Genomic DNA, 24,681 nt, shown 5'->3' with positions numbered 1-24,681 from the left:
CATGGATGCTCTTTTATTCCGCCAGTATTTATTTACCGGTAACGCGAACATATTTCAGCGCATACGTTCCGACGCCGGTTAAAAGCGGATAAAGAATTAATTCATCAGATGACAGTTCATATGAATACCTGATAGTATCACTTTGAAAACTATCCTTTCTATAAGTAAATATGACGCTGTCTTTGTCGAGTTGTCCATCGGAATAGAAATCAACAACTTTAAAAGCATTGTGATTATACCGGTCATCTGTCATGCTGCCGTCCATATTGAACTGTATATATTTATCCTCCAGCACAGCTCTCCAGATCTTAAGACCATAGTCACTACTATAGCCCTGGTAAAGTGCGGTAAACTTCCATCTGCCGGAGAGACCTTTGAATTCTTTCTGAAGTGGTGTGTTTGGATGCTTGCAGGCTGCGAGCAGCAACACTGCTGTCAACATCATGTAAAATGCTGGTTTCATAGAAGGTCTAGGTTTAATATAATCCGCCATTTGCCGACAAAGATACATCATATTATAAAAACACTATCCGAGTCAGATCCCCACTGCCGGGCACAAAAGCGGAAGAGGACGTCTCAAATTCATGAAACGTCCCCTTCTTTACTATCATAGCCATTTTTATTATATAACAGCATCGCCCTTGTTCACGGAAACATCATTTATAATACGGAGCAATCATTAAGTAAACAATTACCCCCGTCAAACTCACATAAAGCCATATTGGCATCGACCAGCGAGTGATTTTTTTATGCAGATCAATCTCCCTGTTCAATCCCCGGCCCATTGAAATCAGCGCCAGCGGAACGATGATTACAGCCAGTATGATATGTGTGGTTAAAATGATGAAATAGAGATATTTTAAAAATCCCACTCCCCCATATTTTGTAGATGGGGTCGTAAAATGGTAACATAAATATGATAATAGAAAAACGGAAGTACAGCTAAATGCCAGTACAATCAGATGACGATGTAACTTGATTTTCTTTCTTTGAATTGCCCACAATCCCAGAGAAAGTAATACAAATGTTGTACCGTTGAGAATGGCATTTAATAAAGGAAGAAAACTGAAATCATATTGACTGAACTGTTCTTTACCCGGACAAAATATAGCGAATATAATAAGCGCATTGATGCTCAATGCTAAAGACCATATTAAGGGCCTGTAATTTCTGATATTATCATTCATATTACACAATACTTGGAAAGGATGTTATATTTCGATTGTTACGTTAAGTCCTAATCTTCAAACGGTGCACTTGCAAAAAATGCATCTGGCACCGGAATATCCAGAGAGCCTGTCCGATGATGCTCAATGCAGGTACACATATGGAATCGATGTGGATAGGGCTGCTTTTGATCTAGTTCATTCTCAAATAAGGCTAAAAATCCTTTTTTAAATCCTAACCTCGGATAATGATCTAAAACCGCCGAAACATCCCGGGGATCAAGACTCCGCGAGAAAGGCATCGCAGACAAATCATAAAGAATCCCCATCTGCATCAAGCGGGTAGTGTCGTCTTTAAACATATTAAGATCGCCGACATGCAGCGCTATATTGTGCCAGACATTCCAGGCTCTGTCCTCCGGCACATCATTGTCGAGCAGAAATTTTCGGGCAGCATGTGCGCCTTCGACTTCAAATCTGTTAGGCCCTTTCCCCGCATCTGTAAAACCGAGATCGTGTAACACCGTAGAGAGGAACATTAACTCAGTGTCCGCCTTTTTATTTTCATGTTTTACAAACAACTGGGAAAAATAATAACAACGCATCACATGGTTAAAAAGCATGTCATCTGAAACAGATCGCACATATTCTTCTGCCTGCTTCACTATGGAACTATCCGGAACTTTCACATTTGCTATCATCTCAAAAACTTTAATAATGATGAATAGTATGAATTATAATACCCTGTCGAAAATCCTGTGTTTGACAAACTTCCCGACAGGATAAAAACCTATTCTTTTACTGCTAAATCGCGTACGATTTCAGTCAACTGACCGGAGTTGATTTCGTAAAAGAAGCCGTAGATATTGAGGTGTTTAGGCACAATAGCGTTATTGCGCAATAACTCGACATCATGTCTGATCGTTTTCTCGTAGTCGACAATCGCCATATCTTCATGCGCCCACATACCGGAAATATCAACATGGTGATGATCATGAAACTTCTCAATCATATGATCTGGCGTATAGGCGGTCATGCCACAAAAAGAATGGTGAACCACAACAACGTTCTTGTAGTGAAACAGATAATCCATCGTGGCTATAGTTTGCAGTGCCTGCAGTGCACGGCCACCGCCATTCGACAACGCAAATAACGTACGCGTGTGGCCAACGCGAACGCCATCTTCGTTAGTAATATTTTCTCCAGGATATACTTCATCGCCTAAATAATCAGCTACCGCCTTTGGAATTTCAGATGCCCGTGGGTCAAAACAATATATAACGATGGTTTTAAGTGGGATCGCCTGGTCAAAACCCTGAAAATTATCCTGATCGAATCCAGGAATATTCCTGAATTCAAATTGGCTCAAATCGAGCGTTTTATTTGCTTCCATATAACTTCTGTTTTATTTACTGGGGAAATCCAGTATTACAAAAGTAGACAGATCTGTTTACATTACCAAGAAAAAGTAGACAGATCGGTGTACTTTTTTTTCGTACTTTTGTAAGGCTAATAATGTGAGTAGAAAATTGAATCATATGTCAAATTCAGCGCCTGCCTTTCGGGACCTACGTTTTGAAGATCTGGAAACTTTAAAACCGCGAGAACGGATTTTAAAAACGGCGATAACACTTTTTAACAGATATGGCGTCAACACCATTGGTATTGACCAGATAATTGAAGAAAGTAATGTATCAAAGCGCACTTTTTACAACTATTATCCTTCAAAAAATGATCTTATATTATCTTATCTGGAATTCTGGGATGAGTTCCGGTTCGATAATCTGGCCAAACACCTTGCTTCATTGAAGGTCCATGATCCGCAAACAGAGATTTTGACTGTATTTGATGCCCTTAAAGATTGGATTGGGCAAAACGACTTCCACGGATGCACTTTCACCCGCGGACTAAGCGACTTTACATCAGAAGACACAAGTCTACTACTCGATAAGGTAAATCTGCACTTTAAAAAAGCAGCAGATTTTATTGGTGAGCGCCTGGCGCAAATGGTAAAACCTGCGAAAGCAAAAGCGCTTCTGCTGGAACTGCTTAGTTTAATCGTTGGTGCGATGGTTGTCGCGCATGCTACAGGAGATAAAAGTATTGCTACATTGAATAAAGCAATTGCCAGGTCCTTGCTGGAAGCCTAACACAGCGCGTAGTAAATGAAGCTATGGACTACTGGATTAATAAAAGTTGCATCTCAAATCGTTATATCCTTCTCTTCATTATGTAAATTATATAGCCGCCGCGGGCACATGCAGGCAATAGTAAATAACGCATGAGGGATATGGTAAATTCCCATACTCCTCATGCGCATTCAAATTATGTTCGTGGCGATTATGTCAAATGTCTCACTAACTATTGCACCAGATTACACGTTGAATTGTCTTAAATGGTAGTCAATGTGCATTTGGGCCAGCTTACCCCATTGCTCACTCGTCATCTTTCCAAATAAAGGGTGTTTTGACCAATCTTCGCTTGATTTCGTTGTCGAGGCCCTGTTTATAATTGCTAACAGGATCTTCTTTTCCTCTTCAAAGTCAAAATTCTGTTCCGAAAGAATAACAAAATTTAATGGAAGGCGAAGCCCTTTGGGTTGTGCAGAAGAGAGGTCTATCAGGATCCATTTAAAAAGTGTTCTACTCAGCCAATAACTCTCATCCGACTGAGCATAAAAGCCTAAGGCACCCCCAAGTGATAAAGACAAATGATGCAGCATTTGTGCAACAGACATTGTTCCCCACACGGGAGAGGCATCTGAACTTAAACCTTGTATACGTTTAACAAATGATGCAGTTACCTCCGGTATATAGAAGTCAGATCCATTTATCCGTGGTGTCGTCAATTCATTAGGAATGTGTTTGGCGATCGCGATAAAGGAATACCAAAGTTCCTTATTAAAAATTCTGTGCTTCATTGCTTTTATAGATTTAGCAAGCCCCTGATGAATCCATTACATAAATGCCTCTTTCTTGTCTGCAAAAAACGCAGCAAGTGTTGTGGCTTTTTGCCCGGTAATCTCCTCTACCGCTGTATTTGTACCCGCAAATATGCCATCTATACAATCCTGTGCTACGTGTGTGACATGTTGTACGAAATGAGGATGAGCGCCTTTTGCTTCATCCAGTTCCGTAAAACGCTCAATACTTACAGGATGATACGTTATGTTTCGTCCTAAGACCCTGGAAAGAATACCACTCATTTCAAAGACATCATATTCCTCAGGGCCAAAAAGTTTAATTACTTTTCCCTGATAACCCGCTGGTTTAGCAAGAATATGTGCGACTACACGCCCCAGGTCCGCTGAATCGACTGGTGCCCAGCGTCCATTGCCAAAAGGCAATACAATAGCGTTTTGTTTTTGGATATCTTCTCTGACATAGAGGAACCAGTCATCGAAAAAGGTGGGTCTGAGATGTGTGACAGGAATACCTGACATATCAAAAATCCGTTCGCTTACCCAGTGATCTTGTGCCGCATTACTTTTTGCTTCCCTGCGCGCTGAAATCTGCGACATATTGACAATAGCTTTCAATCCTGATGCTTTCGCGGCCTGCGCAAAATAAGCAGTCGCCTGCAGAACCCCGGGAGTTAAAATCGGGAAACAAAAATAGGCAGTATCGATACCGTTCATAGCGGCAGAAATATCATTGAAGTTCAGAAGATCACCAACGACTACTTCAACTCCGCGCGCCCTGAGTTGTGCTGAGCGTTCATCTTCTCTGTGGACCAATGCTCTTACCGAAACATTCAATTTTAGTAATTCATTTACGGCCGCACCGCCACTTTTACCGGCACCGCCGGTAATCAAAACTTTGAATTGCTTTTCCATATGTTATAATTTTTTTATCTACTTATTCATTAGTTGAAGATTGTGATTGATTGCCGGCCTGACTATCATTGAAGTCAGTGCTTCGGCTAAGATCATTCCACGCAAGGAGCTCCTGATTGAGGTTGTCCATCTTTTGTTTGAAATAATGAAGCGTATCGTTGCCGAGAGGCAGATGAACGGGAGGATTAGAAGAATCCGCGAGTGTAAGAATAGCCGCTGCGAGCTTTACCGGATCTCCGGGCTGATTGTAATTGAGTTGCGTGGCAGCACTACGCATATATCCGGCGGTTTCTTTGTAGTCATCAATTACCTGGCGGGTTGTTGATAGTGAAGATCCATCCAGAAAATTTGTCCGAAAGAAGCCCGGTTCAACAGCAGTCACAGATATGCCAAGCGGTTTTAATTCGGCTGCCAATCCTTCATTAATTCCTTCAACGGCAAATTTTGTAGCAGCGTAGATTCCCCAACCCGGAGGAGAAGTAAGACCCACTACTGATGATAGATTAATGATGTGACCTGATCGCTGCGAACGCATGTGAGGTAATACACCCCGGGTAACATTCAGTAAACCGAATACATTTGTTTCAAATGATTCACGGACCTCCTTATCGCTTGCTTCCTCAACAGCCCCCAGTAGTCCGAAGCCCGCATTGTTGACCAGGATATCGATCCTCCCGAAATGAGCTATCGCTTTTTGAACTGCTGCTTGTACATGGGTTTCGCTGGTCACATCCAGGGTAACCACCAAAAGATTATCATGTTTAAGTGTGCCGGAGAGTTTTTCAGGCTGGCTGCGGACAGTGGCCACCACTTTATCGCCATTAGCCAGTGCCGCTTTGGCGATTTCAAATCCGAAGCCTCTTGATGCTCCGGTTATAAACCATACTTTTGTTTTCATCCTTTGAAGTTTACATCAAAGGTCTTACAACTGCAGATGGTTCACCTTCGCAGCATCAATGCACTATTTATGAATTTCAACTATTTGATCAGATGTACTCTGGGCAGCTCTTTCTGAACTCGCTTGGTGTCATGCCCTGGTTCTTTTTAAAAAACAGCGTGAAATTGGACTGTTCAGCAAAGCCAATTGTTAATCCAATCTCATTTAATGTCCAGTCAGTCTGAATAAGCAATGCTTTACTTTCTTCCAATAGACGGTTTTTCAGGTGAGTGCTGATATTTTGACCGGTATGTTTCTTTAATAGGGCATTTAAGTAATTGGGAGATAGTGCGAGCTCGTCCGCGAATTCTTTTGCAGTTTTTATACGGATTGGGTTATCCTTATTAAGTTTTGAAGTTTCAGTTTCAAGGAGTCGGAAAAACTCATGTATATGGTGATATTCCTCTGTAATGCTTTGCGGCGATGGAAAATCCACTGATTTTACACTTTCAATAATGATCAGTTGAAGGTATGCCTGCATTGCCTCCTCTGCCAAACTACCGCCCATTTGGCCCTGTTCATGCATTTGGGAAAACAAGCCATTAATGGTATCTATCGATGGTTGTTCCAGGCGAATGATACTTCTTTTGAGATCAGTGAATAATTTATGTTTTTCCAGCGAGGCTTTTAGCAAAGGGTGAGCATCAACGTAGCGTTTTTTGAACAAACAATAGAACCCGACCATACTGGTCGATAAACTTCGCCATGATATAATCTCATTGGGGTGTAGAAACAGAATAGTTGAATCCTTAATGTTATAGTTGTTCATGCCCAATGAAAATAGTCCCGCTCCATTTTTTATAAACAATACCTTATAGAAATCCCTTCTGTTAGGAGAGATGTAGTTCTCGCAGGTTAATGTTTCCGCATTGACTACCCGAATATTCCAATTGTGAAAATAATCATGAGTCACCGGTATATGAGACGGAAAATCCTGAAGTTGAGAAATGCCAGCCATTGTGATGCACCTTTAGAGAAGCAAAATTTCTTCAAATATCTACAAAATTTCCGGGAGTTTCGAGGATCGGACATTTGCCTGACAATAAGATCAATAGTAAATAGCTCAACCTTGAATGCTGCCAGGTTTCCAGACATCCAAAATGCAGTCAAAGCTCCCTTGGGAACTTTTCAGCAGTTAATGGATTAGCTGAGTTGCTGTTTCCACATAAATATCCCATACCGTAATACCTCATTACGGCAACAATGTATAAACAGCCCTATTTTATCAATTAGTGATGAGTCTGCGGGTGTAACAACTTGAAAAGCTCCTGCTGAAGATCTTCGTTCTTTAACTTATTCAATTGTTCTGTTTCAATCTCGTAAAAGCCTGTCTTCTTACCTAAAGTTCCAATAACGAAGGAATGTCCGGCCTGCGCGGGTTCGCCGGTTTGGGGATGCTTTTTTGAAAGCGTTACAATAACCTCTTTGAATTTTGCCATACTATAAATATAACATAAAAAATCTAACATTATGATTGATTTACAATGTTTTATCTCCTGCTATCAGGTACGTAACAACACCACATATCAGATTTTCATGCCATCCGTGTCCACTCACAATTATCACCAACTGAAGCCACCCAAGATATCCCAGCTCATACCATTTCAGCCAGGACAGTTCTTTGATCCTTTTCATTTGTTTGTTGAGAAGATGTGTAGGGTTTTCAAAATGAGTCATAGTGGGTATTATACCTGGCTTACCAGGAGGCCATCGCAACTTGCCATAAACAATGAGCTAATTTCTAAAAAGGTCGAAGAAATTTACCATAGCAGCAAAGGGCGATACGGGAGTCCGAAGATTACAAAGAAGCTAGTATCTATGGGAATAGATGCATCTAGGCTACGAGTAGCCAGAATAATGAAAAAGAAGGGCCTTCGCAGCGTTATTACGGGTAAATTTAAAGTCTGTACAACGGAGTCAAATCATGGCCTTGAGGTGGCTAATAATGTCCTTGAACGGGAATTTGATGCAAAGGGGCCTTCAGAAAAATGGGTGTCTGATATTACTTATATCCGGACCCAGGAAGGCTGGCTTTATCTTACCGCTATTATGGATCTGTTTGATAGAAGAATCGTTGGCTGGTCAATGAGTACCGGTATGACTGCAAGAGAAACAGTTGTTGCGGCCTGGAAGATGGCAATCCGGAATAGATCGGTGGTCCGAAACATTCTCTTTCACTCCGATAGAGGTGTACAGTATGCTAGCCAGGAGTTCCGAGAATTGCTTAAAGACAAGCTAGTACAACAAAGTGTGAGTAGGAAAGGAAATTGCTGGGATAACGCTGTAATGGAGAATTTCTTCAAGATCCTCAAATCAGAGACGGGGTATAACACAGTATATTCTTCTATCGAGATCGCAAAAAGAGAGCTATTTGAGTTCATCGAAATATGGTACAACAGGCAGCGCATACATTCAATTCTAGGATTTTTAACCCATGAAGAATTTGGAAAATCTATTTTAAAACAAGCAGCTTAATAATTTGTCCATTATTTTGTTGCAAATCCAAGTTAATTCTTAAACTCATTATAATTTGATTAATTGTCGCTTTCAATCAATAGTCTCAAAGGCCATCAAAGTTGACAAGCCAATTAAAAAATCCATTTACGCCCTATTTGTGTATAAATTGGTACTCGATATGGTTTGGTAAATTCATTCAAATTCCGCCACAAGATTCTTATCTGGGCAACTGTAAAATTTTGTGAAAATTTTTATTCAAACAGATTTAAAGACACTGTTAAGACTAATAGATTGATATCCTTAACACAACATTATCGCTAATAGATTACAGAACAATACTTAACCGAAGGTATTTCTTGTGACATTAGCCATTGCTTGGGAATATCATGCCTAGATAGTGTGCTATGGAATCAGAAATCTAAAATTGATGAAAATAAGTCCAGCTAACAATACCAACTAGTTTGTATTTTTCCTATGTACAAAGAACAAATCATAACTAATTAATCATCAAATCTGAAACGGGTTATAATATAATATGTAATGGCTGATATTTGATCTGATATCGCATCTATTTCATTAAAGACTTAATAATCAACAATATGTGGTTCGATAATTTACCGCCACTGGGCACACTAGTGGAAAGGTCGGAGAAATCTCCGACCTTTCTTTTTTTATCTTCTTCCGAGCCCGCTATGGGCCTGATTATGGATCAATTCGAATTCTTGGGGGATTCCCATACGACGCATACCCGACGCATAGGTGGACTTACAAAGTCTGTCTTAGTACAGAAAAACCTTTCTTCTTGGGGGAATCTCTGACCTTTTTGTTTTTTTATGTTGTCAAGGTCTGCTCCGGGACGTTATTATTGAGAGTCAATTGACAAGCAAAATTCTTTTATCCCTCTTTCCCCTATTCTATAACAACTCTCCTTAAACTATCAGCGCATTGCCATAGCCTTATTGAACGGCATATCCATTTCTCACTATCTCCTATAACCTAACAGCCATAACGATATGATCTCAACTCAAATAGAAAAGGCAACAAGAAATATTATCAAACATTTGCGATCTTTATATAAAAGATACCTATGACCATTTTCTTGAAGAAAGGACTTATCGCATTGATGATTCTCTTTTTTACCAACAGTGCTTTTGGGCAGGCAGATAGTATTGATGTTTTTGTGCAAACCCAAATGCAGCAACGTAGAATCCCTGGCTTACAACTAGCAATTGTAAGGCATGGGAAAATTATTAAAGCAGGCAATTACGGATTGGCCAACCTGCAGGATTCAATCCCAGTAAGTGATAAAACTGTTTTTACCATTAATTCAATCACCAAAGCATTTACGGGCATTGCGATCGTGCAATTGCTGGAAACCGGGAAAATAAGACTGGATGCACCTATTTCCCAATACCTCACCGACATACCCGATACGTGGAAGTCAGTAACCATTCAGCAACTCTTATCACATATTTCGGGTATTCCGGATATTATGGACGAAGAGGAAGCCGTTTTAATAGCCAGTGATCCTGAGGAAGCATGGACGAAGATCCTTCAAATGCCCAATGAGTTTAAATCCGGAGAAAAATTTAGTTATAACCAAACCAATTATTTACTGCTTGGCCGTATAATCGAAAAATTAAGCGGCATGTCGTTCCAAGAGTTTATCAGAAAAGAACAATTGGAAAAAGTAGGTATGCCAAAGACTTTACAGGCAGGTTTTGGTGCCACAAAAGAAATTGTAGCCCATGCAGCCGGCGGTTATCAGTATCAAAAGGGAAAACTAACAAATATGTTCTTTTCGCTTCCTCCATTTTTGCAGACAGCTGCCGGTATGAGTTCAACAGCAAAGGAACTGGCAGACTGGATTATAGCCTTACAAAGCATGCGATTATTAAAACAACCCTCCAGCCTTAACGCACTTTGGACACCTGCTATACTGAATAATGGCGAAACACGTGGATTTAGCAGCTTACTAAATGGTTATGCTGCAGGCTGGCCCGTTATAAAAAGAACTGACCACCCTGCTCTTGCGCCTGTTGGTGGTAACCGTTCGGCCTTATTTGTATACCCTAATGATGACCTTTCTATTATTGTGCTTACAAATCTGTCCGGTGGTTCGCCGGATGTATTCATTGATGAACTGGCAGGGCTGTTCATTCCGGATATGAAAGAAGCGAATGGCTTCGGGCTTTCTTCTTCGCTGAAATATTTGAAAATTTCATTAGATAAGGTGGGTTATAAGAATGCAATAGAAGAAGTAAAGAAACTGAGGAAAACAAAGAGTGGCTTTACCGCTACAGAGAAAGAAATAAATGGCATGGGATATAAACTGCTCTCACAAAAAAGGGTCAAAGATGCACTGGAAATATTCAAATTGAATGTTTATTTATATCCTGACAGCGCCAATACATATGATAGCCTGGGCGAGATCTATGAAATTTTAGGTGATGTAGAACCAGCTATCAAAAATTATGAACAGTCATTGAAACTAAATCCTCAAAGCAAAAATGCAGATCAACATTTAAAGCTGCTTAGATCAGTTAAATTAAATTAACTACTTGAATATCAATCTAATTTGGTTCGATAACTTACCATTACCGGGCACATAAAATGCAAAACCCGCTATTAGAGCAGGTTTTGCTTGTTTGGTCAATTCTACTTGCCTAACGCCGGAGATTGTATCTTCGGCGTTATTGTTTTTAAGGTCGCTAAGGGCTTGCTTATTAGCTCGAGGATGATGTTGGGTGCTGTGGTTCGAAATTTGTTTTCTGAAAAAATCAGCTTTTCTGCGAAGATCGAACCGATGATTTGTTTTTTGCCGATTGGGGAAGCTGCGATATAACGGGCCGCTATCTTTTTTTCATGATCTCCCCACCGTGAGCAAGGTATCATATCTGCCACCTGCGGTAATTTTAAACAATGCATGAATGTTAATCTGAGTTTTTAACATCCACCCTTGCTGGGTATGGCATAGATCACGTTGCCTGAAACAAATAAATTGAAGACCTTATTTTCTATAGAAGGAAGTAATAATTTCCATGTTTTTCCCTTGTCTGATGATCTGAAAATGCCGGCAGGATGAGTACAAAAGAAGTTTTCACCAACCTGGATAATTGAAGTCATGAAGGCTTGCAAACTAAGGCGATCATTCCAGGTCCGCCATATTGAATCAATAAAATCTTTGCCCTGAAGGCCAGCATCAATGGGCTGCCAGGTTTTACCTCCGTCGTAGGATGTCCTTAGCCCCCTGGTATTAGACGCTGAACTAGAAGTGATAGCAGCGAATCCACCTTTGATCTGTTTTACATCCCAAGCCTCCCCCCCCTCACTGCTCACCACCGCCCAGTTTTCGCCATTGTCGGTCGATCTTATTATCTTTCTCATACTAATCGCCACCAGTACGCCATTCGACTCTGCCAAATGCCCTACCAAGCTTCCGGTATGGACATGTTTCCAGGTTTTTCCATTGTTAGCAGTTTTAAAAAAGCCTCTGTCGGTGCCGATAAAAATTGTACCTCCGGCAGTCTCAAAAACGCTGCGTATTCGTGGCTCCTGAAAATTTTCGAATATCGGCGACCATACACTCGTTCCGCTTGTTTTTTTCAAATTTATACCCCAGTAATTGTTGGCAAATATCCAGGACTTACCGGGGGCAATGCTGCTATGTTCGTCAGGGAAAATCTCTTTGGTCCAAAAAGGAGCTGTGGCATTTGGTGTACTGTGATAGAGTCCGTTTCCAACCCTTATAAACAGCCCTTTATCATTTGCAAAGAAGCTATTTCCCTTGATACTATCTTTCCGCAAATTTTCGGGCAGCCCTTTGCTGATGTCCTGCCAGGTTTGTCCGCCATCTGTAGATTTGAAAACGATGTTTACAGGCCATGATTTAGTCCCTTTGGTTGTTTTCTCTCCCGCATCCTTTTCTTTTAGCACAAAAGAACTTAATAGAAATAATACCAGGAGGATAGCCGGGACAAACACAAATAATCTTTTCATTTTTTTTAAATTTAGAGTAAAACATATTGATTAATAATTAGCGGAAAGTAGCAGGTAGGGCAGCGCGTGATGGTCGTTCCATCATAGCGATACAGCTTGCCCGTAGTTCCAACCCCTACGAACCAGACACTTCCATCGTCAGCTTCTAAAATCCCGGTATTAGCAAAAAAACGGCGAATTTGCTCCCCCAACATAATTTGGGTTGCAGGGGGCCTTTTATCGTATAGGGACTTTTGATCAAAACGGGAAAGTGCCCAGACCTTCCCATTAATTTCCAGGTTACCGGCAAGTGCAAAAAACAAGCATCAAGAACAGAGCATATACGTGAATGTATTTCATAATTTATTCACTCAGCAACCGCCTTTGCGGGGGACACGTTTAAAAATTACTTTACCATCTCGTTCTACATAGTCGCACGATACTATTGGATATGAATACTTAGGCGCGTGCGATACGCTATGGCTTCTTATAATTATTTTGTCGTTAACTTTCAGGCTATGCAATTGCTCAAGTTGAGACTTTTCCGGCTCAAATTTTACAATATAATCGTCACCATTAATCCTGACCATCACTCCGAAACCTAATCTTGAGCCTGGCGGAAGAGAAAGAGAGGTTACAGCTCCCTCCATATTGGCATAATCTTTAATGTGTTTCCTTATTTTAACTTCAGCGGCATGCACTTTTTTACCTGCGGGAGACGCTTCCCATTTTTTGTACATTATACCAGCAGGGGTAGCCTCCCATTTTTTCAATTCGGCTTTCCTTTCAGCAGCAGAAAGCGGCCTTGGGGACGGCTTCTTAGTAGTTTCATTCTTGATTTCAAGATTAGCAAATACTAGTCCGCTCGCCACAACCAGTGGTAACATCAGCGCATAAATTACTTTTTTCATGATTTTTGTGGGTTTATTAAATTCCATATAGATTCTCTTGATAAGTCATCGGATAGGACATACTTTTATTTTTCATATGCTATCAAAGTTGACTCAGCAAAATTACTTTGATATCTTCCAGTGCGGGAATTTGGATTGTAAATAGAATTGTAAACTTTGTAAATAAATACTTGACAATATGCGTCTTAGTCAAAATCTCCTCTCCGGAAAACGCAAATACCTGTTCGGATTGATACTATTCGTATTTATCTCTGTCATCTGCGTGGCTTTCAGTATGGAGGACAGTGACGATTTTGATATCTCCAGAAGGGAAGTTTTGCTCCGCAGGATCGGACATGAACTGCTTTTACAGTCGGGCGACAGTACATCCAGGGTTCTTCCCGTAAAAAAGATCGCTGAAAATGAATATCAAATCAGGTTTGAGCATGAGCTTACTTTTCAACCCGGCTTTTTAGTAAATACTACCCAGCGTTTGTTAGCCAAAGACCCGCTTGCAAGTGATTACGTCGTTAACGTACTTAACTGTGCCGATGGCAGTGTAGCCTATGGATATGCGATATCAAAAAATAAGAAAGATGATATTGTAACCTGTATAGGAAGAAGGCAACCCATAGCATGTTATATGATTAACATTAAATTTAAACCAACGGCTATAACTACAGCAAAGAATGGATACTTTTTGGGCGCCCTGTTATTGTTAGGATTTGGTGGATTTGTTTTTTTGAGATCTGTTAAGCCGCGGAGGTCTATACCTGACAGTGCCTTACCTGAAAGTCAGCCTACGGGTAGGTTCACGTTGGGGTCAATGTCGTTCGACACGGAGAACCGTAAGCTCATGATAAATGGAAAGACCATAGACCTTACCAGAACGGAAACCCGTGTGCTGAGTATTTTCGCCTTGTCTCCTAACGAGGCTATAGAGCGAAGCCGGCTACAAAAAGAGATATGGGAAGATGAAGGTGTTATAGTAGGCCGCAGTCTGGATATGTTCATCTCAAAACTTAGAAAAAAACTGGAATTTGATCCTAACATTAAAATTGTTGTTATACGCGGCAAAGGATATAAGCTTGAAATTAACTCTTAAGAAAAATCCCCAAAACTGCTCTTTTTTAGGATATAAGCCTATGCCAGACGTTCGTATTGAATGTAGACGCTATATCTGCTAAAAAAAGGCCGTCTCATTGCACGCACCGGTGAAGTTGACTACCCAAAGCCGGTTTAAGCTTTTAGTTTGCGTGAATTTTCCATTCCGTTGGATAATCATTTAATTATCAGCAGTTATCGCCTCTGTATCCGAAGCAAAAGAAAACTACAAAAGATGATGAAGATTTTATTTTAAATAAATTCTCACATTTATAACGACAGGCAGAAAGCGAAAAGAAGCATATACTTAAATGTAGGGCAGAAAAAACAGCTTAGCTGTTAGCGGCAGTGCAATTAATCTTTCTTGTCCCACTTTCCATTTAAAAACTCAAGTGAGACCTTTAAAAAATCAGATTGAAAATCGACATTCTCGTGTGGTAGATGTCCTCCGTTAGGAACAATCCAAAGCCGGCTGTTGGGTATGTATTGATGCATTTCTAACGCTTGCTGCAACGGAACAGCCTCGTCATTATCTCCCTGTACAACTAACCACTTAGCCTTGATTGTAGCCAATATATCCGGAGTAAAAGAAGGATCTCCATAAAGTGTTAGGTTATGCCAAAACTGCCTTGCCAAAAGCATCGCTTTTTCTGCACCGTATTGTTGGGTTGCCCATTCCATAAATTTCACATTGGCACTATCCGGTCCTCTTTTTGTTATAAAATCTCTGTCATACTTACTAAAATAAATTTGTGCCCCGATTGCAATAACAGATTTAAATCTTTCCGGCTGCATTGTATTAAGATGTAGTAGTGTCATGCCTCCACTGCTTGCGCCAATTGCATTCACTTTGTTTAGTTTCAACGAGTCCAACAAGGCAAGAACAATTTTCGCATAGTCTCCATGCTTAAAATTGAAATCGTCTTCCTTATAAATATCAGATCGTCCATGCCCCATCATGTCAATGGCAATCGTTCTGAACTGCTTTGCGTAAGCTTGCACATACGGTTTCCATTCGTCAGCAGTTGAAAAAAAGTGGTGGAGTAACAAAAGAGGTTCGCCGGTACCGGTATCTTCATAATATATTTTGACACCGTTATAATTAAAGAATTTTCCGTTAGGATTAACTTTTACTTGCCCGTATGTGGTGAAGCAAGCGATGAAAACCAAAATTGAAATTGTAAACTTTTTCATGTTTTGATTTGTTTTAAACTGTGACCGGCGACTGCATTGCCGCTAACACTTAAATATATGCCGTTAACAGGACTTAACCTAAAAAACAGCATTGATAATCAAAGTAGTAGTATTCTCCTTTCTCATTGTTACGACGCAAATACAAAATAAAATATTATTACCATTCAACCTTTCCGCTACGCCACAAATCATCCAAAGGACTCTCAATATTAATGAGCGCCTTCTTACTAACGTCTAGCCACCCCATTTTTAAGACTGAGTTACGGGCGACAGATTTTCAACATTACTACTATTCCGAATGTTGTTGTAGGTTCTGTAACAATTCTATGGTTTGCTCAACAAAGTTTAACGGGCTGTCTGACTCCGTATCAGCGGACTTTGCTTGTAAAAGCATCTGACGTTCTTCCAATAGTTTCAAAGCTTTTTCTCGTACCTCCTTTGAAATCGTAGGTGCAAATTTCTGTACTATTTCGTAGGCCTGGTATCTTGGCTCATACTCCATTTCGCAAACCATCTTTATAAAATCGATAAAGTATTCCTTAACGTCCAAATTCTCCAACGCGTATACTAACGACCCATTGTTATGGGACAAGTTTTTGTCATTGATTTTATCGATTATAAACGGGATCGCCTTATTAAAATTAGCGTCAGAAAAAATGAAGGCAATTTGATTCCTAATGACGTCGGTTTTGGCAACGACAAAAAATCGCAGCAATTCTTCTTTATCTTCTTCGCTAAGGCTTTCAACGCTGATCCCTTTTAGCGCTTTATATAATTCTGTTTTCATAGCCTGAAATCTATCGAAATTAAACTGTTTTAAATGCCCGTGATGCCCTGTGGGTTGCTATTTTGCCCGTATTAACGGCATCTAAATATTCCCTCGGGCTCATGTCGTTCAGCGACTCATGGGGGTGCTTGTTGTTATAAAACGCCGTCCATTCCTCACTGAGTATCCGTAACTGGTCGATGCTTTTAAACAGATAGGCGTCCAGTACATCTTCCCGATAGAAGCGGTTAAACCGCACGATGTAGCCATTTTGCATGGGTTTCCCAGGTTGTATGTACTTCAGCAACGATCTCTTTGAGGATCCGGTGATCCAGGGCTAGGTCAGCATACATTGCCTTTAACTTCCGGTTCTCCTCCTGCAACTCCTTCATCTGGGTGAGTTGACTAACTTCCATCCCCCCATACTTCTTCTTTCAATTGTACAGCGTTGTTATGTGAATACCCATCTCCCGGCAAATCGCCGTGGTGTCCCCGCCAGCCTCCTGGTCTTTGAGGGCCTTAATAATCTGAGCTTCGGAAAATCGATTCTTTTTCATGCTTGACTGTTTAAAGTTAACGATTTTGTCGTCCTTCAAACAGCCTTAATTTTGGGGCCGGCTACACAATATCGCTTACCCCAAACTTACTGCGATCCTTTTAATTGTAATGCCCCATCGCCAGGAATATGTTCCTGTCCTCATCGAACACAAAAAATTCCGCCGCTTTCTTTCCCTTAACACTCGTGTAATAAATAATAACAGTATTCATACATGATAAAACTTCATGCAGCTCGAAATGAAGATCGGGATATTTCACCAACGCCTTTTCCCAATAATTCCGCACGTTTTCCTTTCCTTTCAGACGGCCATCCGGGCTGATACCCATTTGTAGTATAAAGGGACTGCTCATTTCAAAATCCTCCGTGTAATGTTCGAGTACCGCATCAAGGTCGTGCGCGTTCCATGCGGCTACCCATTCGTCCGCAAATTGCAGGGCTTGTTCGCGTGAGATCATATTTTGTTTTTGGTAAAAGTACAGCGTAGGAATATGAGAGAATAGGACAAAAAGGTCAAATTTCTACCTGACCTGGTGTATGGCCGTAGGCCTGTTTATACCTGCGGATAAAGTAAGATACATCTTCGAACCCGCTCCTATAGCAGGCTTCTTTTACGGATAGACGCTTGTGTTGCAGAAGGTATTTTGCTTGTTGTAATCGTTTTTCGATCATCCATTGACCAGGACTACAGCCCACGTTCTTTTTGAACCATCGTTTAAAAGTGCTCAGACTCATGTTGTGATCGCTGGCGTAATATTGCAGCTGCATACGGTCTGCAATGTGGCAGGCCATGGGACTGAGCAAGGTATCCGCATCGCCAAGCAGTAGGTTCAGGCTTACGAAAGGTTCCCGCTTCACGATGATATCAGAATATAAAATGGAATTTTTCGGAACGAAAAGCACATCACCAGCTTTCATATCATATCGTTCACCGTTCAGGAAAACCACTTTCCGGCCTTCGCGTACGTAAGTAAGTGCAGCGTAAGGCATAAAGAACGCATCCTCGGAAGAGCGGCGGTACTGGCAGAAAGCCATGTTCATTACACTATCAGCATACAACAGCTCTACCTTTGCCCTACCCTGGTTGAAGTTTTCATATAGTCGGATCATAGACCACGAATTTACAAAGTCTTCGTGATAACAGACTGTCTGATCAAATTGATACTACTACTAAACTGTAATAGCTCCAATTTGATCCGACAGTCTGCCTTTGATATGTTCTTAGCCCCCGGTCGAATCGTCCCCACTCTTCAGTAATGCGGGTTTGATGTTACTTTAGCTTTTGAACAACTAAAGCTTCAACGTCCAGGACAGTTTCGAGGCTCAATGGCATACCTTCAGCAGTCGCTGTCTATGCTTCGTGCCAACATTTCTGGTAACTACGCAAGACTTGCGTCCGATGATTAACTAGACCTTGCCGGACAGGATTGGTTACCTGTCGGGTAATTTAGAGGTGTTTCATATATAAATCTCCACCTCACGACCCACTCTCCTATCAATAATCGTCATACAATTGGTACACCTCTTCAAGGAAAGTTTCGATATCTTTACTCATTAGCATAATGGCAGCCTGAGTCCCGGGCATATAAACTCCAATGAAGAATCAGTATATTTCGTTATGAAAGTTAGGTACCTGTTACTTACAGCGATCGTTTCACTCTGCACTTTGCCTGTCAACAGTCAGAGAGTATCAAATGGCGACAAAGAGAATATGCCTGCAAACACCCCTCAGGAACTTCGGTGGTGGAACTTGTTGAACTACTCAATAGACGTTACTCCTGACTATGAGAAAAAATATATATCTGGTAGCAACAACATCAGTTTTGCGGTAATAAATGCAGGTAAGGTGATGCAAATCAGCCTTCAGGAGCCTATGATAATTACCTCTATTACATGGAAGAAAAAACGGCTCTTATTTGAAAAAAAATTAAAAAGCATTTACCTGATCACTTTCCCACAAGATTTGAAGGCTGGTGATAAGCAAATGATATCCGTCGCTTTTAAAGGGCATCCGAAAGAGGCAGTAAAACCGCCATTTGATGCCGGTTGGATCTGGGCCAAAGATGAAAAGGGCAGGCCCTGGATGAGCATTGCCTGCGAAGGGTCAGGTGCCAGTATCTGGTTGCCCTGCAAAGAGGTTCTATATGACGAACCTGACAATGGTGCATCCATCAGCATCACAGTTCCGGATACTTTGGTAGCTGTAGCTAATGGAAGATTAGAAAAGAAGAGAATCGGCAAGAAGGGCAGGATTACATACACATGGACTGTAATCAATCCGATCAATAATTACAATATCATCCCCTGTATTGGAAAATACGTCGGCTGGCATAGACAATATAACGGATTAAAAGGTTCGCTGGATTGCGACTTCTGGGTATTGGATTATAATAAGAAGAAGGCTGAATCACATTTCCTGCAGGCTGACACTATGTTAAATGCTTTTGAATACTGGTTAGGCCCATACCCCTTTTATGAAGATAGTTACAAGCTGGTGGAAGCACCGATGCCTGGCATGGAGCATCAGAGTGCTGTAGCATATGGTAACGGATTCCGGAATGGTTACGGAGGAACAGACAAGATTTCCGGAACGGGATGGGGACTGAAGTGGGATTTTATTCTTATTCATGAAAGTGGCCACGAATGGTTTGGCAATAGCATCACATCCTGTGGCATGGGTGAAAGTTGGATCCATGAAGGCTTTACAAAATACCTGGAAACGCTTTACACCGACTTTGTTTTCGGTAATGCTGCCGGCAATGAATATACTATCGGTACATGGAAGCGGATAAAAAATGACGAACCGATCATAGGTTCAAACACATCCGACAAATACTATAAGGGGAGTGCTATGCTACATACCATCAGACAAATCTTAGGTGATGCTATTTTCAGAGAATGGTTACAGTTCTTGAACAAGGAGCTATATCATCGGACTGTTTCTACAGATCAGGTGTTGGAACTACTCAATCAATATACTAAGAAGGATTTTACCAAAGTATTTGCTCAGTATCTGACAACAACCCGGATACCCACGCTGGAATATTCCTTTCATGAAGATAAATTAAACTATAGATGGACAAATTGCGTTGAGGGGTTCGACATGCCTTTAAAAATCTCATTGGACAATCGCATATCGCTGTCGATTAATCCAACTACTAAATGGCAAGAAATGCCTTTCCCTGAAAGTGGGAGCCGAAGTCTTTCCGTTGATAAAAACTACTATATTCAGGCCAAACAATTATAAGAAGATCTAAAATAGTGGAAGTACAATGATCAGGAAAGACTTTTACACGGACTTTGCATCAGCGCAATCGATAATGCTCCGCTACGGGGCACTTGGCGAAAGCCGGAGATAATATCCCCGGCTTTCTTGTTTTTATAGTTTTCCCCTACCTATGTAAGTGCCCGTTACTGCGGCTCCTGTTTGGCATCGTCAATATTGACCCCTCTTTTCCGGGAGGTGTTTTCTTTTAATCTACCAAAGTTGAAACGAAGGCCTACGGAGAAAGTCCGGACGGCCCTGAAGCTGGTGCTTTGCTGCCGTACCTGCGGAGATTCGAAGCGATCATTTACCCGCCAGTATTTGTCCAGGAAATTGAGCATGGCCGCAGTAAGCCTTAATTTCTTTTTATACAGCCAGTAACCGGCCCCGATGTTGTAAAACAGGAAGTCGCCGCTCCTCCCCTGAATCTGTAACGCGGGCATGGTGTAATTGACATTATTGAAGAACATCCACTTTTCATTGGGCAGATAAGTTAATGCTGTGCTGAAGGAGCCGTATAGCCCGCTTCCCTTTTCGGTAGCATTGGCGGTGTTGTTAAAGTCTGCATAGTAACAACTGAAATTGAGAGTGGCAGAAAACTGCTTCACCGGATTGGCAGAAAGGTAGCCGCTAAGGCCGGCCACCAGACTGCGGCCGATGTTGTTGTACGTTTGGGTGCTGACGCCTGTTGCCTCGTCAAAATGGATGTATCGCTGAATGCCGCCGTGGGTCAGGGCTCCGCTGAGGGCGAGGCTGTAAGAGAATGTACTGTTGAAATCGGAGAAAGATACTTCTGCATTATTGGTGAACTCGGGTTGCAGGTGCTCGTTGCCCCGGGTAATGAGGAGTGGGTCGCGGTTATCGGTGTAGGGATTAAGGAAGGTGAGGCCGGGGCGAGTCAGCGTGCGGCTGTACTGTAGAGTAAGGCGTCGGCCACTTTCCCAGTTTTTAGTACCCGAAAAGCTGGGGAGGAAGTTGTAATAATTCTGTGCCACATCCGTTTGCTTACGGATAAAATGTCCTTGTACCTTGGTTTTCTCTAACCGCCCGCCCGCCTTGAAGGTAATACCGCTATGTTTTATCTTCCAGGTACCCATGCTGTAAAGGCCCCATACATTTTGTGTATAGGTCAGCTCGTCGTCGTTCGCAAGGTCGGAGTGGTATTGTTCGGCGCCCTGGTCCTTTACCTGGCTGGTATATACAGAGCCAACCTGCCGGAAGATAGCTTTTGTGCCTACTTCCAGGATGACAGATGGGTGGAGCGGCAGGGCATAATCTGCCTGGATACTCGTTTGCGTGTTGCTGCCGCGGTACTGGTTGTGGAGCAATCGCTCGTCCCCGGTGGCATACACTTGCCCGCTTTGCAATATTTTTTTTTGCCCGCTGGCCTGCACATTCACGCCCACAAAAAGGGAGCGGCCCGGTTGCCGGAACTGCTGCTGATAGTCGAACCCAGCTTCGCCGGAAGGGCTATGCGATTCATCTTTGGATGTCAGCCGGCTTTGCTGCAACAGATCTTGCCCGGCGCCATAGGAGCTGATAAGGCTTTGCTGCTCCAGTGTCTTGCCACCTGCGGCAAGACGGCCATAGAGGCTGAGCGTTCTCAGGCTGTCGATGTCGTATGCTACTTCAAGGTTGCCGCCGGCCATATACCCGTTGGTGGTAGTGGTATCGAGCGTGCGGCGTTCTGCAAACGGCGCGGTGATGAGCGGGGTGTAGACCTGTTTGCCGTGCGCATGAAAGTTCATGCTGTTGGCAAAATATACGAAAGAGGTAATACCCAGCTTACCATATTTCAGGTTAAAGGCCATGTTGGGGTTCACCTGGCCAATGGTGTTATAGGTAAGCGAAGTGTGCATGTTGTAGCCCGCCACTTTCTTTTTGGTGATAATATTGATGATGCCATTGATCCCTTCTCCTTCATATTTGGCCGACGGCTGGGTATTTACTTCAATTTTGCTGATGATGCTGGCGGGGAATGCTTTCAACGCTTCGCCGGGATTATTGGCAAACATGGATGTTTGCTTGCCGTTGAGCATGATGATGAAGCCGCCCTTTCCTTTCAATTGCACATGGCCCTCGCCATCAACACTCACAAAAGGTGTCCTGGCCAGCGCCTCTGTGGCTGACAGCCCTGCAAGCGAAGGATCGTTTTCTGTGTTGTAAATAACCTTGTCTCCATTGGCTTCCACCAGCGGTTTGCCGGCAGTAATCGTAACACCGGCTAGTTCCCGGACATTGGAAGGCAATACCAGCGTAATGGCCGTATCGCGCCCCTGCCATACAAATGGGCCCGTGCTGACAGTGCTGAAGCCTGGCGCGGCTGCGGTGATGATATATTCCCCGGCCTGAACAGGCTGGAAGGTGAGGCGGGCGGCTGAGTCAGTAATACCGTGTGTCGCAGTTGCAGGAGGGTGTACGCCTTGCAGGGTAATAATGGCCCCGGGAATAGGCAAGTTTCCAGCAGTGTATACCGTTACCTGGATGGTACCTGCGTGGGCGCCAGCGGCCCAACATAACAGAATAAAGTGAAGTAAATTTCGCATGGGGCAAAACTACCGGCACGGCTGCCGGCTGCCATAGATTTTCTGCAAACACTTCATTTCCTACTATCAATGCAGGAATCGTTTTTGGGGGCACAATCCGGCTTGCAGTCGGGACAGGGGTGTTTGTCGGATGAAAAGCGGCGTTTGCAATGAAGTCCGGCCCACTTTCTCTTTTTTCGGTACTTTGCACCGGCATGAAAACGAAAGTACGCATATGGGTGCATGTTATTTACTGGCTCTACACAATGTTCTTCGTAGAGTTTCTGAACAAGCTGGCATATAGGAACCAGATAGTCCGCCCGGACCCGAATTTGATCCTCTTTTCGAACATCATTCTTTTCGCGGGCGTCTTCTACCTGAATTACTGCATATTGCTACCAGTCTTTTTTAAGAAACGAAAGTTTCTGGCCCTGGTGGCCAGCTGGTTCGTGCTGTCCGGGTTGTTTGTGGGCGTCCGCTTCCTCGTACAGGAGCACCTGTTCCAGAAGTGGTGGGGCATTTGCAATTATTGTTATGAGGATTATTCCCGGCAAGGCGGTGCCTACATTTTCGGCAATGCTATGCTTTGTTTCAGTTACATCATACTGCCGGGGTCCATCATCTGGTTTGTAGATAACTGGCTCAAGTCTGAGCGCCAGCGCCTGCGCTTGCAGGAAGAAAAAGTGGCAGCGGAAAGAGCCTTGCTGCAATCGCAGGTGAGCCCCCACTTCCTTTTCAACAGCCTGAACAACATTTATTCGATGGTATACCATCATTCGGAAAATTCCCTGCCGGCCATCCAAAAACTATCTGGTATGATGCGGTACGTCATAGCCGACGGCAGCGCCGAGGAAATACCGCTGAACAACGAGATCAGTTACCTGCAGGATTATATTGAGCTACAACAGTACCGCAGCCGCAACACAGCACTCCGGTTTGACCTGTCTGGCGATACGGCAGGGAAATACATTGCGCCGCTCATCCTGATTTCTTTTGTGGAGAATGTTTTTAAACATGGCGTAGTGACAGACGCTGCGCATCCCGTCTGCATTCAGCTGGAAACGACAGACAGTCAGCTCAGCTTCACGGTGCAGAACAAGATCAACCGGCATACGAAGGACCCGGTGTCTGGCATCGGATTGAAGAATGTGCAGAGCCGGCTGGCATTGCAATACGCAGGCCGGCATAAATTAAAGATCAGCGAAGAAGGAAATATATTTACCGTACACCTGGTGCTTACACACAAAACAACTAAGCCATGATTAGATGCCTGCTGGTAGATGATGAACCCTGGGCCCTGGAGTTAATGGCCAGCTATGTATCCAAGCTGCCAGAGCTGGAGCTGGTGGCCGCATGCGACAAACCGCTGGAAGCCCTGTCATTGGCCACGCCCGAAAAAACAGATCTTATTTTCCTCGACATCCAGATGCCCGAGCTGGATGGGTTACAGTTTATGCGGGCCATCAATAACAAATGCAGGGTGGTGATCACTTCCGCCTATTCGGAATATGCCATCCATGGTTTTGAACATAATGTGGTAGATTACCTGCTGAAACCAGTGGCATTTGAGCGATTTTGCAAAGCAGTGCAGAAAGTGGTGGAGCTGTTTGCTCCCACCCTACCATCGCCGGTAGCCAATCATATTTTCATCAAAACAGACCAGAAGCTGGTGAAAGTACGCTTCGACGAAATTCTTTTCCTGGAAGGAGCTCGGGATTACGTGATCATTCACACGGATAAGGATAAAGTTGTTACGCTTGACAGCCTCCGTAACCTTGAGGAAATATTGCCGGCTTCGCTGTTTGTCAGAAGTCACAAATCCTACATCACTGCTATCGACAAAATTGACGCTATTGAGCGGAACCGCATTGTGATCGGTGATCATTACCTGCCCATTGGCGAAAGCCACAAGTCGGCATTCATGACCAGCCTTAACAGGAGCAGGAACAGTTGATCCTGCCGCCCGGCAAGCAAGAGAAAAAGTCAGGTAGCATCAACCAATGATGCA

General features: G+C 42.8%; 26 protein-coding genes and 1 pseudogene. 7 read left to right on the top strand and 20 right to left on the bottom strand.

Annotation, left to right across the window (positions count from 1 at the left end; translation table 11 throughout):
- Positions 1–28: 28 nt before the first annotated feature.
- The 4 genes from F3I09_RS31555 to F3I09_RS31540 form a co-directional block, all read right to left on the bottom strand.
- Positions 29–463 carry a hypothetical protein gene (locus tag F3I09_RS31555; protein ID WP_149699045.1) on the bottom strand — a complete coding sequence of 145 codons (435 nt, stop codon included), beginning with the start codon at positions 461–463 and terminating at the stop codon, positions 29–31.
- Positions 464–656: 193 nt separating this feature from the next.
- Positions 657–1,187: a DUF420 domain-containing protein gene (locus F3I09_RS31550; RefSeq protein ID WP_149699044.1), complete on the bottom strand. Its 531-nt coding sequence runs from the start codon at positions 1,185–1,187 to the stop codon at positions 657–659.
- A gap of 50 nt (positions 1,188–1,237) precedes the next feature.
- Positions 1,238–1,867, bottom strand: a complete 630-nt coding sequence (locus F3I09_RS31545) for a metal-dependent phosphohydrolase (RefSeq protein ID WP_149699043.1) — start codon at positions 1,865–1,867, stop codon at positions 1,238–1,240.
- 89 nt (positions 1,868–1,956) lie between these two features.
- Positions 1,957–2,559, bottom strand: coding sequence for a carbonic anhydrase (locus F3I09_RS31540; RefSeq protein ID WP_149699042.1), 603 nt, complete (start codon positions 2,557–2,559; stop codon positions 1,957–1,959).
- 145 nt (positions 2,560–2,704) lie between these two features.
- Here F3I09_RS31540 and F3I09_RS31535 point away from each other — a divergent pair, with 145 nt between their 5' ends.
- The gene (locus tag F3I09_RS31535; RefSeq protein WP_149699041.1) at positions 2,705–3,316 is read left to right on the top strand and encodes a TetR/AcrR family transcriptional regulator; all 612 of its coding nucleotides are present in this window, start codon (positions 2,705–2,707) and stop codon (positions 3,314–3,316) included.
- A 224-nt stretch (positions 3,317–3,540) separates the two neighbouring features.
- Here F3I09_RS31535 and F3I09_RS31530 read toward each other — a convergent pair whose 3' ends face one another.
- The 5 genes from F3I09_RS31530 to F3I09_RS31510 form a co-directional block, all read right to left on the bottom strand.
- Complete coding sequence (locus F3I09_RS31530) at positions 3,541–4,086, bottom strand: DUF1569 domain-containing protein (protein ID WP_149699040.1); 546 nt, start codon at positions 4,084–4,086, stop codon at positions 3,541–3,543.
- A 36-nt stretch (positions 4,087–4,122) separates the two neighbouring features.
- Complete coding sequence (locus F3I09_RS31525; protein WP_149699039.1) at positions 4,123–5,001, bottom strand: NmrA family NAD(P)-binding protein; 879 nt, start codon at positions 4,999–5,001, stop codon at positions 4,123–4,125.
- Between the two features lie 22 nt (positions 5,002–5,023).
- Complete coding sequence (locus tag F3I09_RS31520; RefSeq protein ID WP_149699038.1) at positions 5,024–5,899, bottom strand: oxidoreductase; 876 nt, start codon at positions 5,897–5,899, stop codon at positions 5,024–5,026.
- Between the two features lie 88 nt (positions 5,900–5,987).
- On the bottom strand, positions 5,988–6,896 hold the full coding sequence (locus tag F3I09_RS31515) for an AraC family transcriptional regulator (protein WP_149699037.1): 909 nt from the start codon (positions 6,894–6,896) through the stop codon (positions 5,988–5,990).
- 271 nt (positions 6,897–7,167) lie between these two features.
- Positions 7,168–7,377 carry a hypothetical protein gene (locus F3I09_RS31510; RefSeq protein ID WP_149699036.1) on the bottom strand — a complete coding sequence of 70 codons (210 nt, stop codon included), beginning with the start codon at positions 7,375–7,377 and terminating at the stop codon, positions 7,168–7,170.
- Positions 7,378–7,408: 31 nt separating this feature from the next.
- Here F3I09_RS31510 and F3I09_RS31505 point away from each other — a divergent pair, with 31 nt between their 5' ends.
- On the top strand, positions 7,409–8,413 hold the full coding sequence (locus tag F3I09_RS31505) for an IS3 family transposase (protein ID WP_149699035.1): 1,005 nt from the start codon (positions 7,409–7,411) through the stop codon (positions 8,411–8,413).
- A gap of 1,069 nt (positions 8,414–9,482) precedes the next feature.
- Positions 9,483–10,952 (top strand): serine hydrolase, encoded by a 1,470-nt coding sequence (locus tag F3I09_RS31500; RefSeq protein ID WP_149699034.1) that lies wholly within the window; start codon positions 9,483–9,485, stop codon positions 10,950–10,952.
- Between the two features lie 101 nt (positions 10,953–11,053).
- On the opposite strand, the gene F3I09_RS31495 is transcribed toward F3I09_RS31500, so the two are convergent.
- The 3 genes from F3I09_RS31495 to F3I09_RS31485 form a co-directional block, all read right to left on the bottom strand.
- A complete protein-coding gene (locus F3I09_RS31495; RefSeq protein ID WP_223233451.1) occupies positions 11,054–11,299 on the bottom strand; it encodes a hypothetical protein in 246 nt (81 codons plus the stop codon).
- A gap of 42 nt (positions 11,300–11,341) precedes the next feature.
- Positions 11,342–12,394: an exo-alpha-sialidase gene (locus tag F3I09_RS31490; protein WP_149699033.1), complete on the bottom strand. Its 1,053-nt coding sequence runs from the start codon at positions 12,392–12,394 to the stop codon at positions 11,342–11,344.
- A gap of 350 nt (positions 12,395–12,744) precedes the next feature.
- Complete coding sequence (locus tag F3I09_RS31485; RefSeq protein WP_149699032.1) at positions 12,745–13,284, bottom strand: hypothetical protein; 540 nt, start codon at positions 13,282–13,284, stop codon at positions 12,745–12,747.
- Between the two features lie 274 nt (positions 13,285–13,558).
- On the opposite strand from F3I09_RS31485, the gene F3I09_RS31480 reads away from it, so the two are divergent.
- The gene (locus tag F3I09_RS31480; RefSeq protein ID WP_223233450.1) at positions 13,559–14,368 is read left to right on the top strand and encodes a winged helix-turn-helix domain-containing protein; all 810 of its coding nucleotides are present in this window, start codon (positions 13,559–13,561) and stop codon (positions 14,366–14,368) included.
- 353 nt (positions 14,369–14,721) lie between these two features.
- Here the strand turns inward: F3I09_RS31480 and F3I09_RS31475 are convergent, their stop codons facing one another.
- The 7 genes and pseudogenes from F3I09_RS31475 to F3I09_RS31455 all read right to left on the bottom strand — a co-directional run bounded on the left by F3I09_RS31475 (position 14,722) and on the right by F3I09_RS31455 (position 17,993).
- Positions 14,722–15,561, bottom strand: a complete 840-nt coding sequence (locus F3I09_RS31475; protein ID WP_149699030.1) for an alpha/beta fold hydrolase — start codon at positions 15,559–15,561, stop codon at positions 14,722–14,724.
- Positions 15,562–15,850: 289 nt separating this feature from the next.
- On the bottom strand, positions 15,851–16,348 hold the full coding sequence (locus tag F3I09_RS31470; RefSeq protein ID WP_149699029.1) for a hypothetical protein: 498 nt from the start codon (positions 16,346–16,348) through the stop codon (positions 15,851–15,853).
- A gap of 19 nt (positions 16,349–16,367) precedes the next feature.
- Positions 16,368–16,634: pseudogene (locus F3I09_RS34860) on the bottom strand (transposase); the annotation flags it as partial.
- Positions 16,576–16,743 carry a hypothetical protein gene (locus tag F3I09_RS34855; RefSeq protein ID WP_370512675.1) on the bottom strand — a complete coding sequence of 56 codons (168 nt, stop codon included), beginning with the start codon at positions 16,741–16,743 and terminating at the stop codon, positions 16,576–16,578. The gene F3I09_RS34855 and the pseudogene F3I09_RS34860, both read right to left, overlap by 59 nt.
- An 18-nt stretch (positions 16,744–16,761) precedes the next feature.
- On the bottom strand, positions 16,762–16,884 hold the full coding sequence (locus F3I09_RS34850; protein ID WP_370512674.1) for a transposase: 123 nt from the start codon (positions 16,882–16,884) through the stop codon (positions 16,762–16,764).
- Positions 16,885–16,984: 100 nt separating this feature from the next.
- Complete coding sequence (locus tag F3I09_RS31460; RefSeq protein ID WP_149699028.1) at positions 16,985–17,341, bottom strand: nuclear transport factor 2 family protein; 357 nt, start codon at positions 17,339–17,341, stop codon at positions 16,985–16,987.
- A 55-nt stretch (positions 17,342–17,396) separates the two neighbouring features.
- The gene (locus F3I09_RS31455) at positions 17,397–17,993 is read right to left on the bottom strand and encodes an AraC family transcriptional regulator (protein ID WP_149699027.1); all 597 of its coding nucleotides are present in this window, start codon (positions 17,991–17,993) and stop codon (positions 17,397–17,399) included.
- 508 nt (positions 17,994–18,501) lie between these two features.
- On the opposite strand from F3I09_RS31455, the gene F3I09_RS31450 reads away from it, so the two are divergent.
- Positions 18,502–20,130, top strand: coding sequence for a M1 family metallopeptidase (locus tag F3I09_RS31450; RefSeq protein WP_149699026.1), 1,629 nt, complete (start codon positions 18,502–18,504; stop codon positions 20,128–20,130).
- A 164-nt stretch (positions 20,131–20,294) separates the two neighbouring features.
- On the opposite strand, the gene F3I09_RS31445 is transcribed toward F3I09_RS31450, so the two are convergent.
- The gene (locus tag F3I09_RS31445; RefSeq protein WP_149699025.1) at positions 20,295–22,694 is read right to left on the bottom strand and encodes an outer membrane beta-barrel family protein; all 2,400 of its coding nucleotides are present in this window, start codon (positions 22,692–22,694) and stop codon (positions 20,295–20,297) included.
- A gap of 194 nt (positions 22,695–22,888) precedes the next feature.
- Between F3I09_RS31445 and F3I09_RS31440 the strand changes: the two genes are divergently transcribed.
- Both F3I09_RS31440 and F3I09_RS31435 read left to right on the top strand, forming a co-directional pair.
- Complete coding sequence (locus tag F3I09_RS31440) at positions 22,889–23,935, top strand: sensor histidine kinase (protein ID WP_188134034.1); 1,047 nt, start codon at positions 22,889–22,891, stop codon at positions 23,933–23,935.
- Entirely contained in the window at positions 23,932–24,627 is a 696-nt protein-coding gene (locus F3I09_RS31435) for a LytTR family DNA-binding domain-containing protein (protein WP_149699023.1), read from the top strand. Before F3I09_RS31440 ends, F3I09_RS31435 begins: the two co-directional genes overlap by 4 nt.
- Positions 24,628–24,681 lie beyond the last annotated feature (54 nt).

It is taken from the genome of Chitinophaga sp. CF418 (assembly GCF_900142925.1).
Taxonomy (GTDB): domain Bacteria; phylum Bacteroidota; class Bacteroidia; order Chitinophagales; family Chitinophagaceae; genus Chitinophaga.
The sequence above is the reverse complement of the archived record's forward strand: the minus strand, read 5'-3'. Positions and strand labels throughout refer to the sequence as shown.

Excerpts from the sequence above, each read along its gene's own strand:
- F3I09_RS31480 (WP_223233450.1), top strand. The coding sequence starts at position 13,559 with ATGGAGGACAGTGACGATTTTGATATCTCCAGAAGGGAAGTTTTGCTC.
- F3I09_RS31535 (WP_149699041.1), top strand. The coding sequence starts at position 2,705 with ATGTCAAATTCAGCGCCTGCCTTTCGGGACCTACGTTTTGAAGATCTG.
- F3I09_RS31530 (WP_149699040.1), bottom strand. The coding sequence starts at position 4,086 with ATGAAGCACAGAATTTTTAATAAGGAACTTTGGTATTCCTTTATCGCG.
- F3I09_RS31485 (WP_149699032.1), bottom strand. The coding sequence starts at position 13,284 with ATGAAAAAAGTAATTTATGCGCTGATGTTACCACTGGTTGTGGCGAGC.
- F3I09_RS31515 (WP_149699037.1), bottom strand. The coding sequence starts at position 6,896 with ATGGCTGGCATTTCTCAACTTCAGGATTTTCCGTCTCATATACCGGTG.
- F3I09_RS31460 (WP_149699028.1), bottom strand. The coding sequence starts at position 17,341 with ATGATCTCACGCGAACAAGCCCTGCAATTTGCGGACGAATGGGTAGCC.
- F3I09_RS31455 (WP_149699027.1), bottom strand. The coding sequence starts at position 17,993 with ATGATCCGACTATATGAAAACTTCAACCAGGGTAGGGCAAAGGTAGAG.
- F3I09_RS31520 (WP_149699038.1), bottom strand. The coding sequence starts at position 5,899 with ATGAAAACAAAAGTATGGTTTATAACCGGAGCATCAAGAGGCTTCGGA.
- F3I09_RS34855 (WP_370512675.1), bottom strand. The coding sequence starts at position 16,743 with ATGGAAGTTAGTCAACTCACCCAGATGAAGGAGTTGCAGGAGGAGAAC.
- F3I09_RS31545 (WP_149699043.1), bottom strand. The coding sequence starts at position 1,867 with ATGATAGCAAATGTGAAAGTTCCGGATAGTTCCATAGTGAAGCAGGCA.
- F3I09_RS31525 (WP_149699039.1), bottom strand. The coding sequence starts at position 5,001 with ATGGAAAAGCAATTCAAAGTTTTGATTACCGGCGGTGCCGGTAAAAGT.
- F3I09_RS31555 (WP_149699045.1), bottom strand. The coding sequence starts at position 463 with ATGAAACCAGCATTTTACATGATGTTGACAGCAGTGTTGCTGCTCGCA.
- F3I09_RS31490 (WP_149699033.1), bottom strand. The coding sequence starts at position 12,394 with ATGAAAAGATTATTTGTGTTTGTCCCGGCTATCCTCCTGGTATTATTT.
- F3I09_RS31450 (WP_149699026.1), top strand. The coding sequence starts at position 18,502 with ATGAAAGTTAGGTACCTGTTACTTACAGCGATCGTTTCACTCTGCACT.
- F3I09_RS31475 (WP_149699030.1), bottom strand. The coding sequence starts at position 15,561 with ATGAAAAAGTTTACAATTTCAATTTTGGTTTTCATCGCTTGCTTCACC.
- F3I09_RS31440 (WP_188134034.1), top strand. The coding sequence starts at position 22,889 with ATGAAAACGAAAGTACGCATATGGGTGCATGTTATTTACTGGCTCTAC.
- F3I09_RS31435 (WP_149699023.1), top strand. The coding sequence starts at position 23,932 with ATGATTAGATGCCTGCTGGTAGATGATGAACCCTGGGCCCTGGAGTTA.
- F3I09_RS31550 (WP_149699044.1), bottom strand. The coding sequence starts at position 1,187 with ATGAATGATAATATCAGAAATTACAGGCCCTTAATATGGTCTTTAGCA.
- F3I09_RS31540 (WP_149699042.1), bottom strand. The coding sequence starts at position 2,559 with ATGGAAGCAAATAAAACGCTCGATTTGAGCCAATTTGAATTCAGGAAT.
- F3I09_RS31470 (WP_149699029.1), bottom strand. The coding sequence starts at position 16,348 with ATGAAAACAGAATTATATAAAGCGCTAAAAGGGATCAGCGTTGAAAGC.
- F3I09_RS34850 (WP_370512674.1), bottom strand. The coding sequence starts at position 16,884 with ATGAAAAAGAATCGATTTTCCGAAGCTCAGATTATTAAGGCCCTCAAA.
- F3I09_RS31505 (WP_149699035.1), top strand. The coding sequence starts at position 7,409 with ATGATTGATTTACAATGTTTTATCTCCTGCTATCAGGTACGTAACAAC.
- F3I09_RS31445 (WP_149699025.1), bottom strand. The coding sequence starts at position 22,694 with ATGCGAAATTTACTTCACTTTATTCTGTTATGTTGGGCCGCTGGCGCC.
- F3I09_RS31510 (WP_149699036.1), bottom strand. The coding sequence starts at position 7,377 with ATGGCAAAATTCAAAGAGGTTATTGTAACGCTTTCAAAAAAGCATCCC.
- F3I09_RS31500 (WP_149699034.1), top strand. The coding sequence starts at position 9,483 with ATGACCATTTTCTTGAAGAAAGGACTTATCGCATTGATGATTCTCTTT.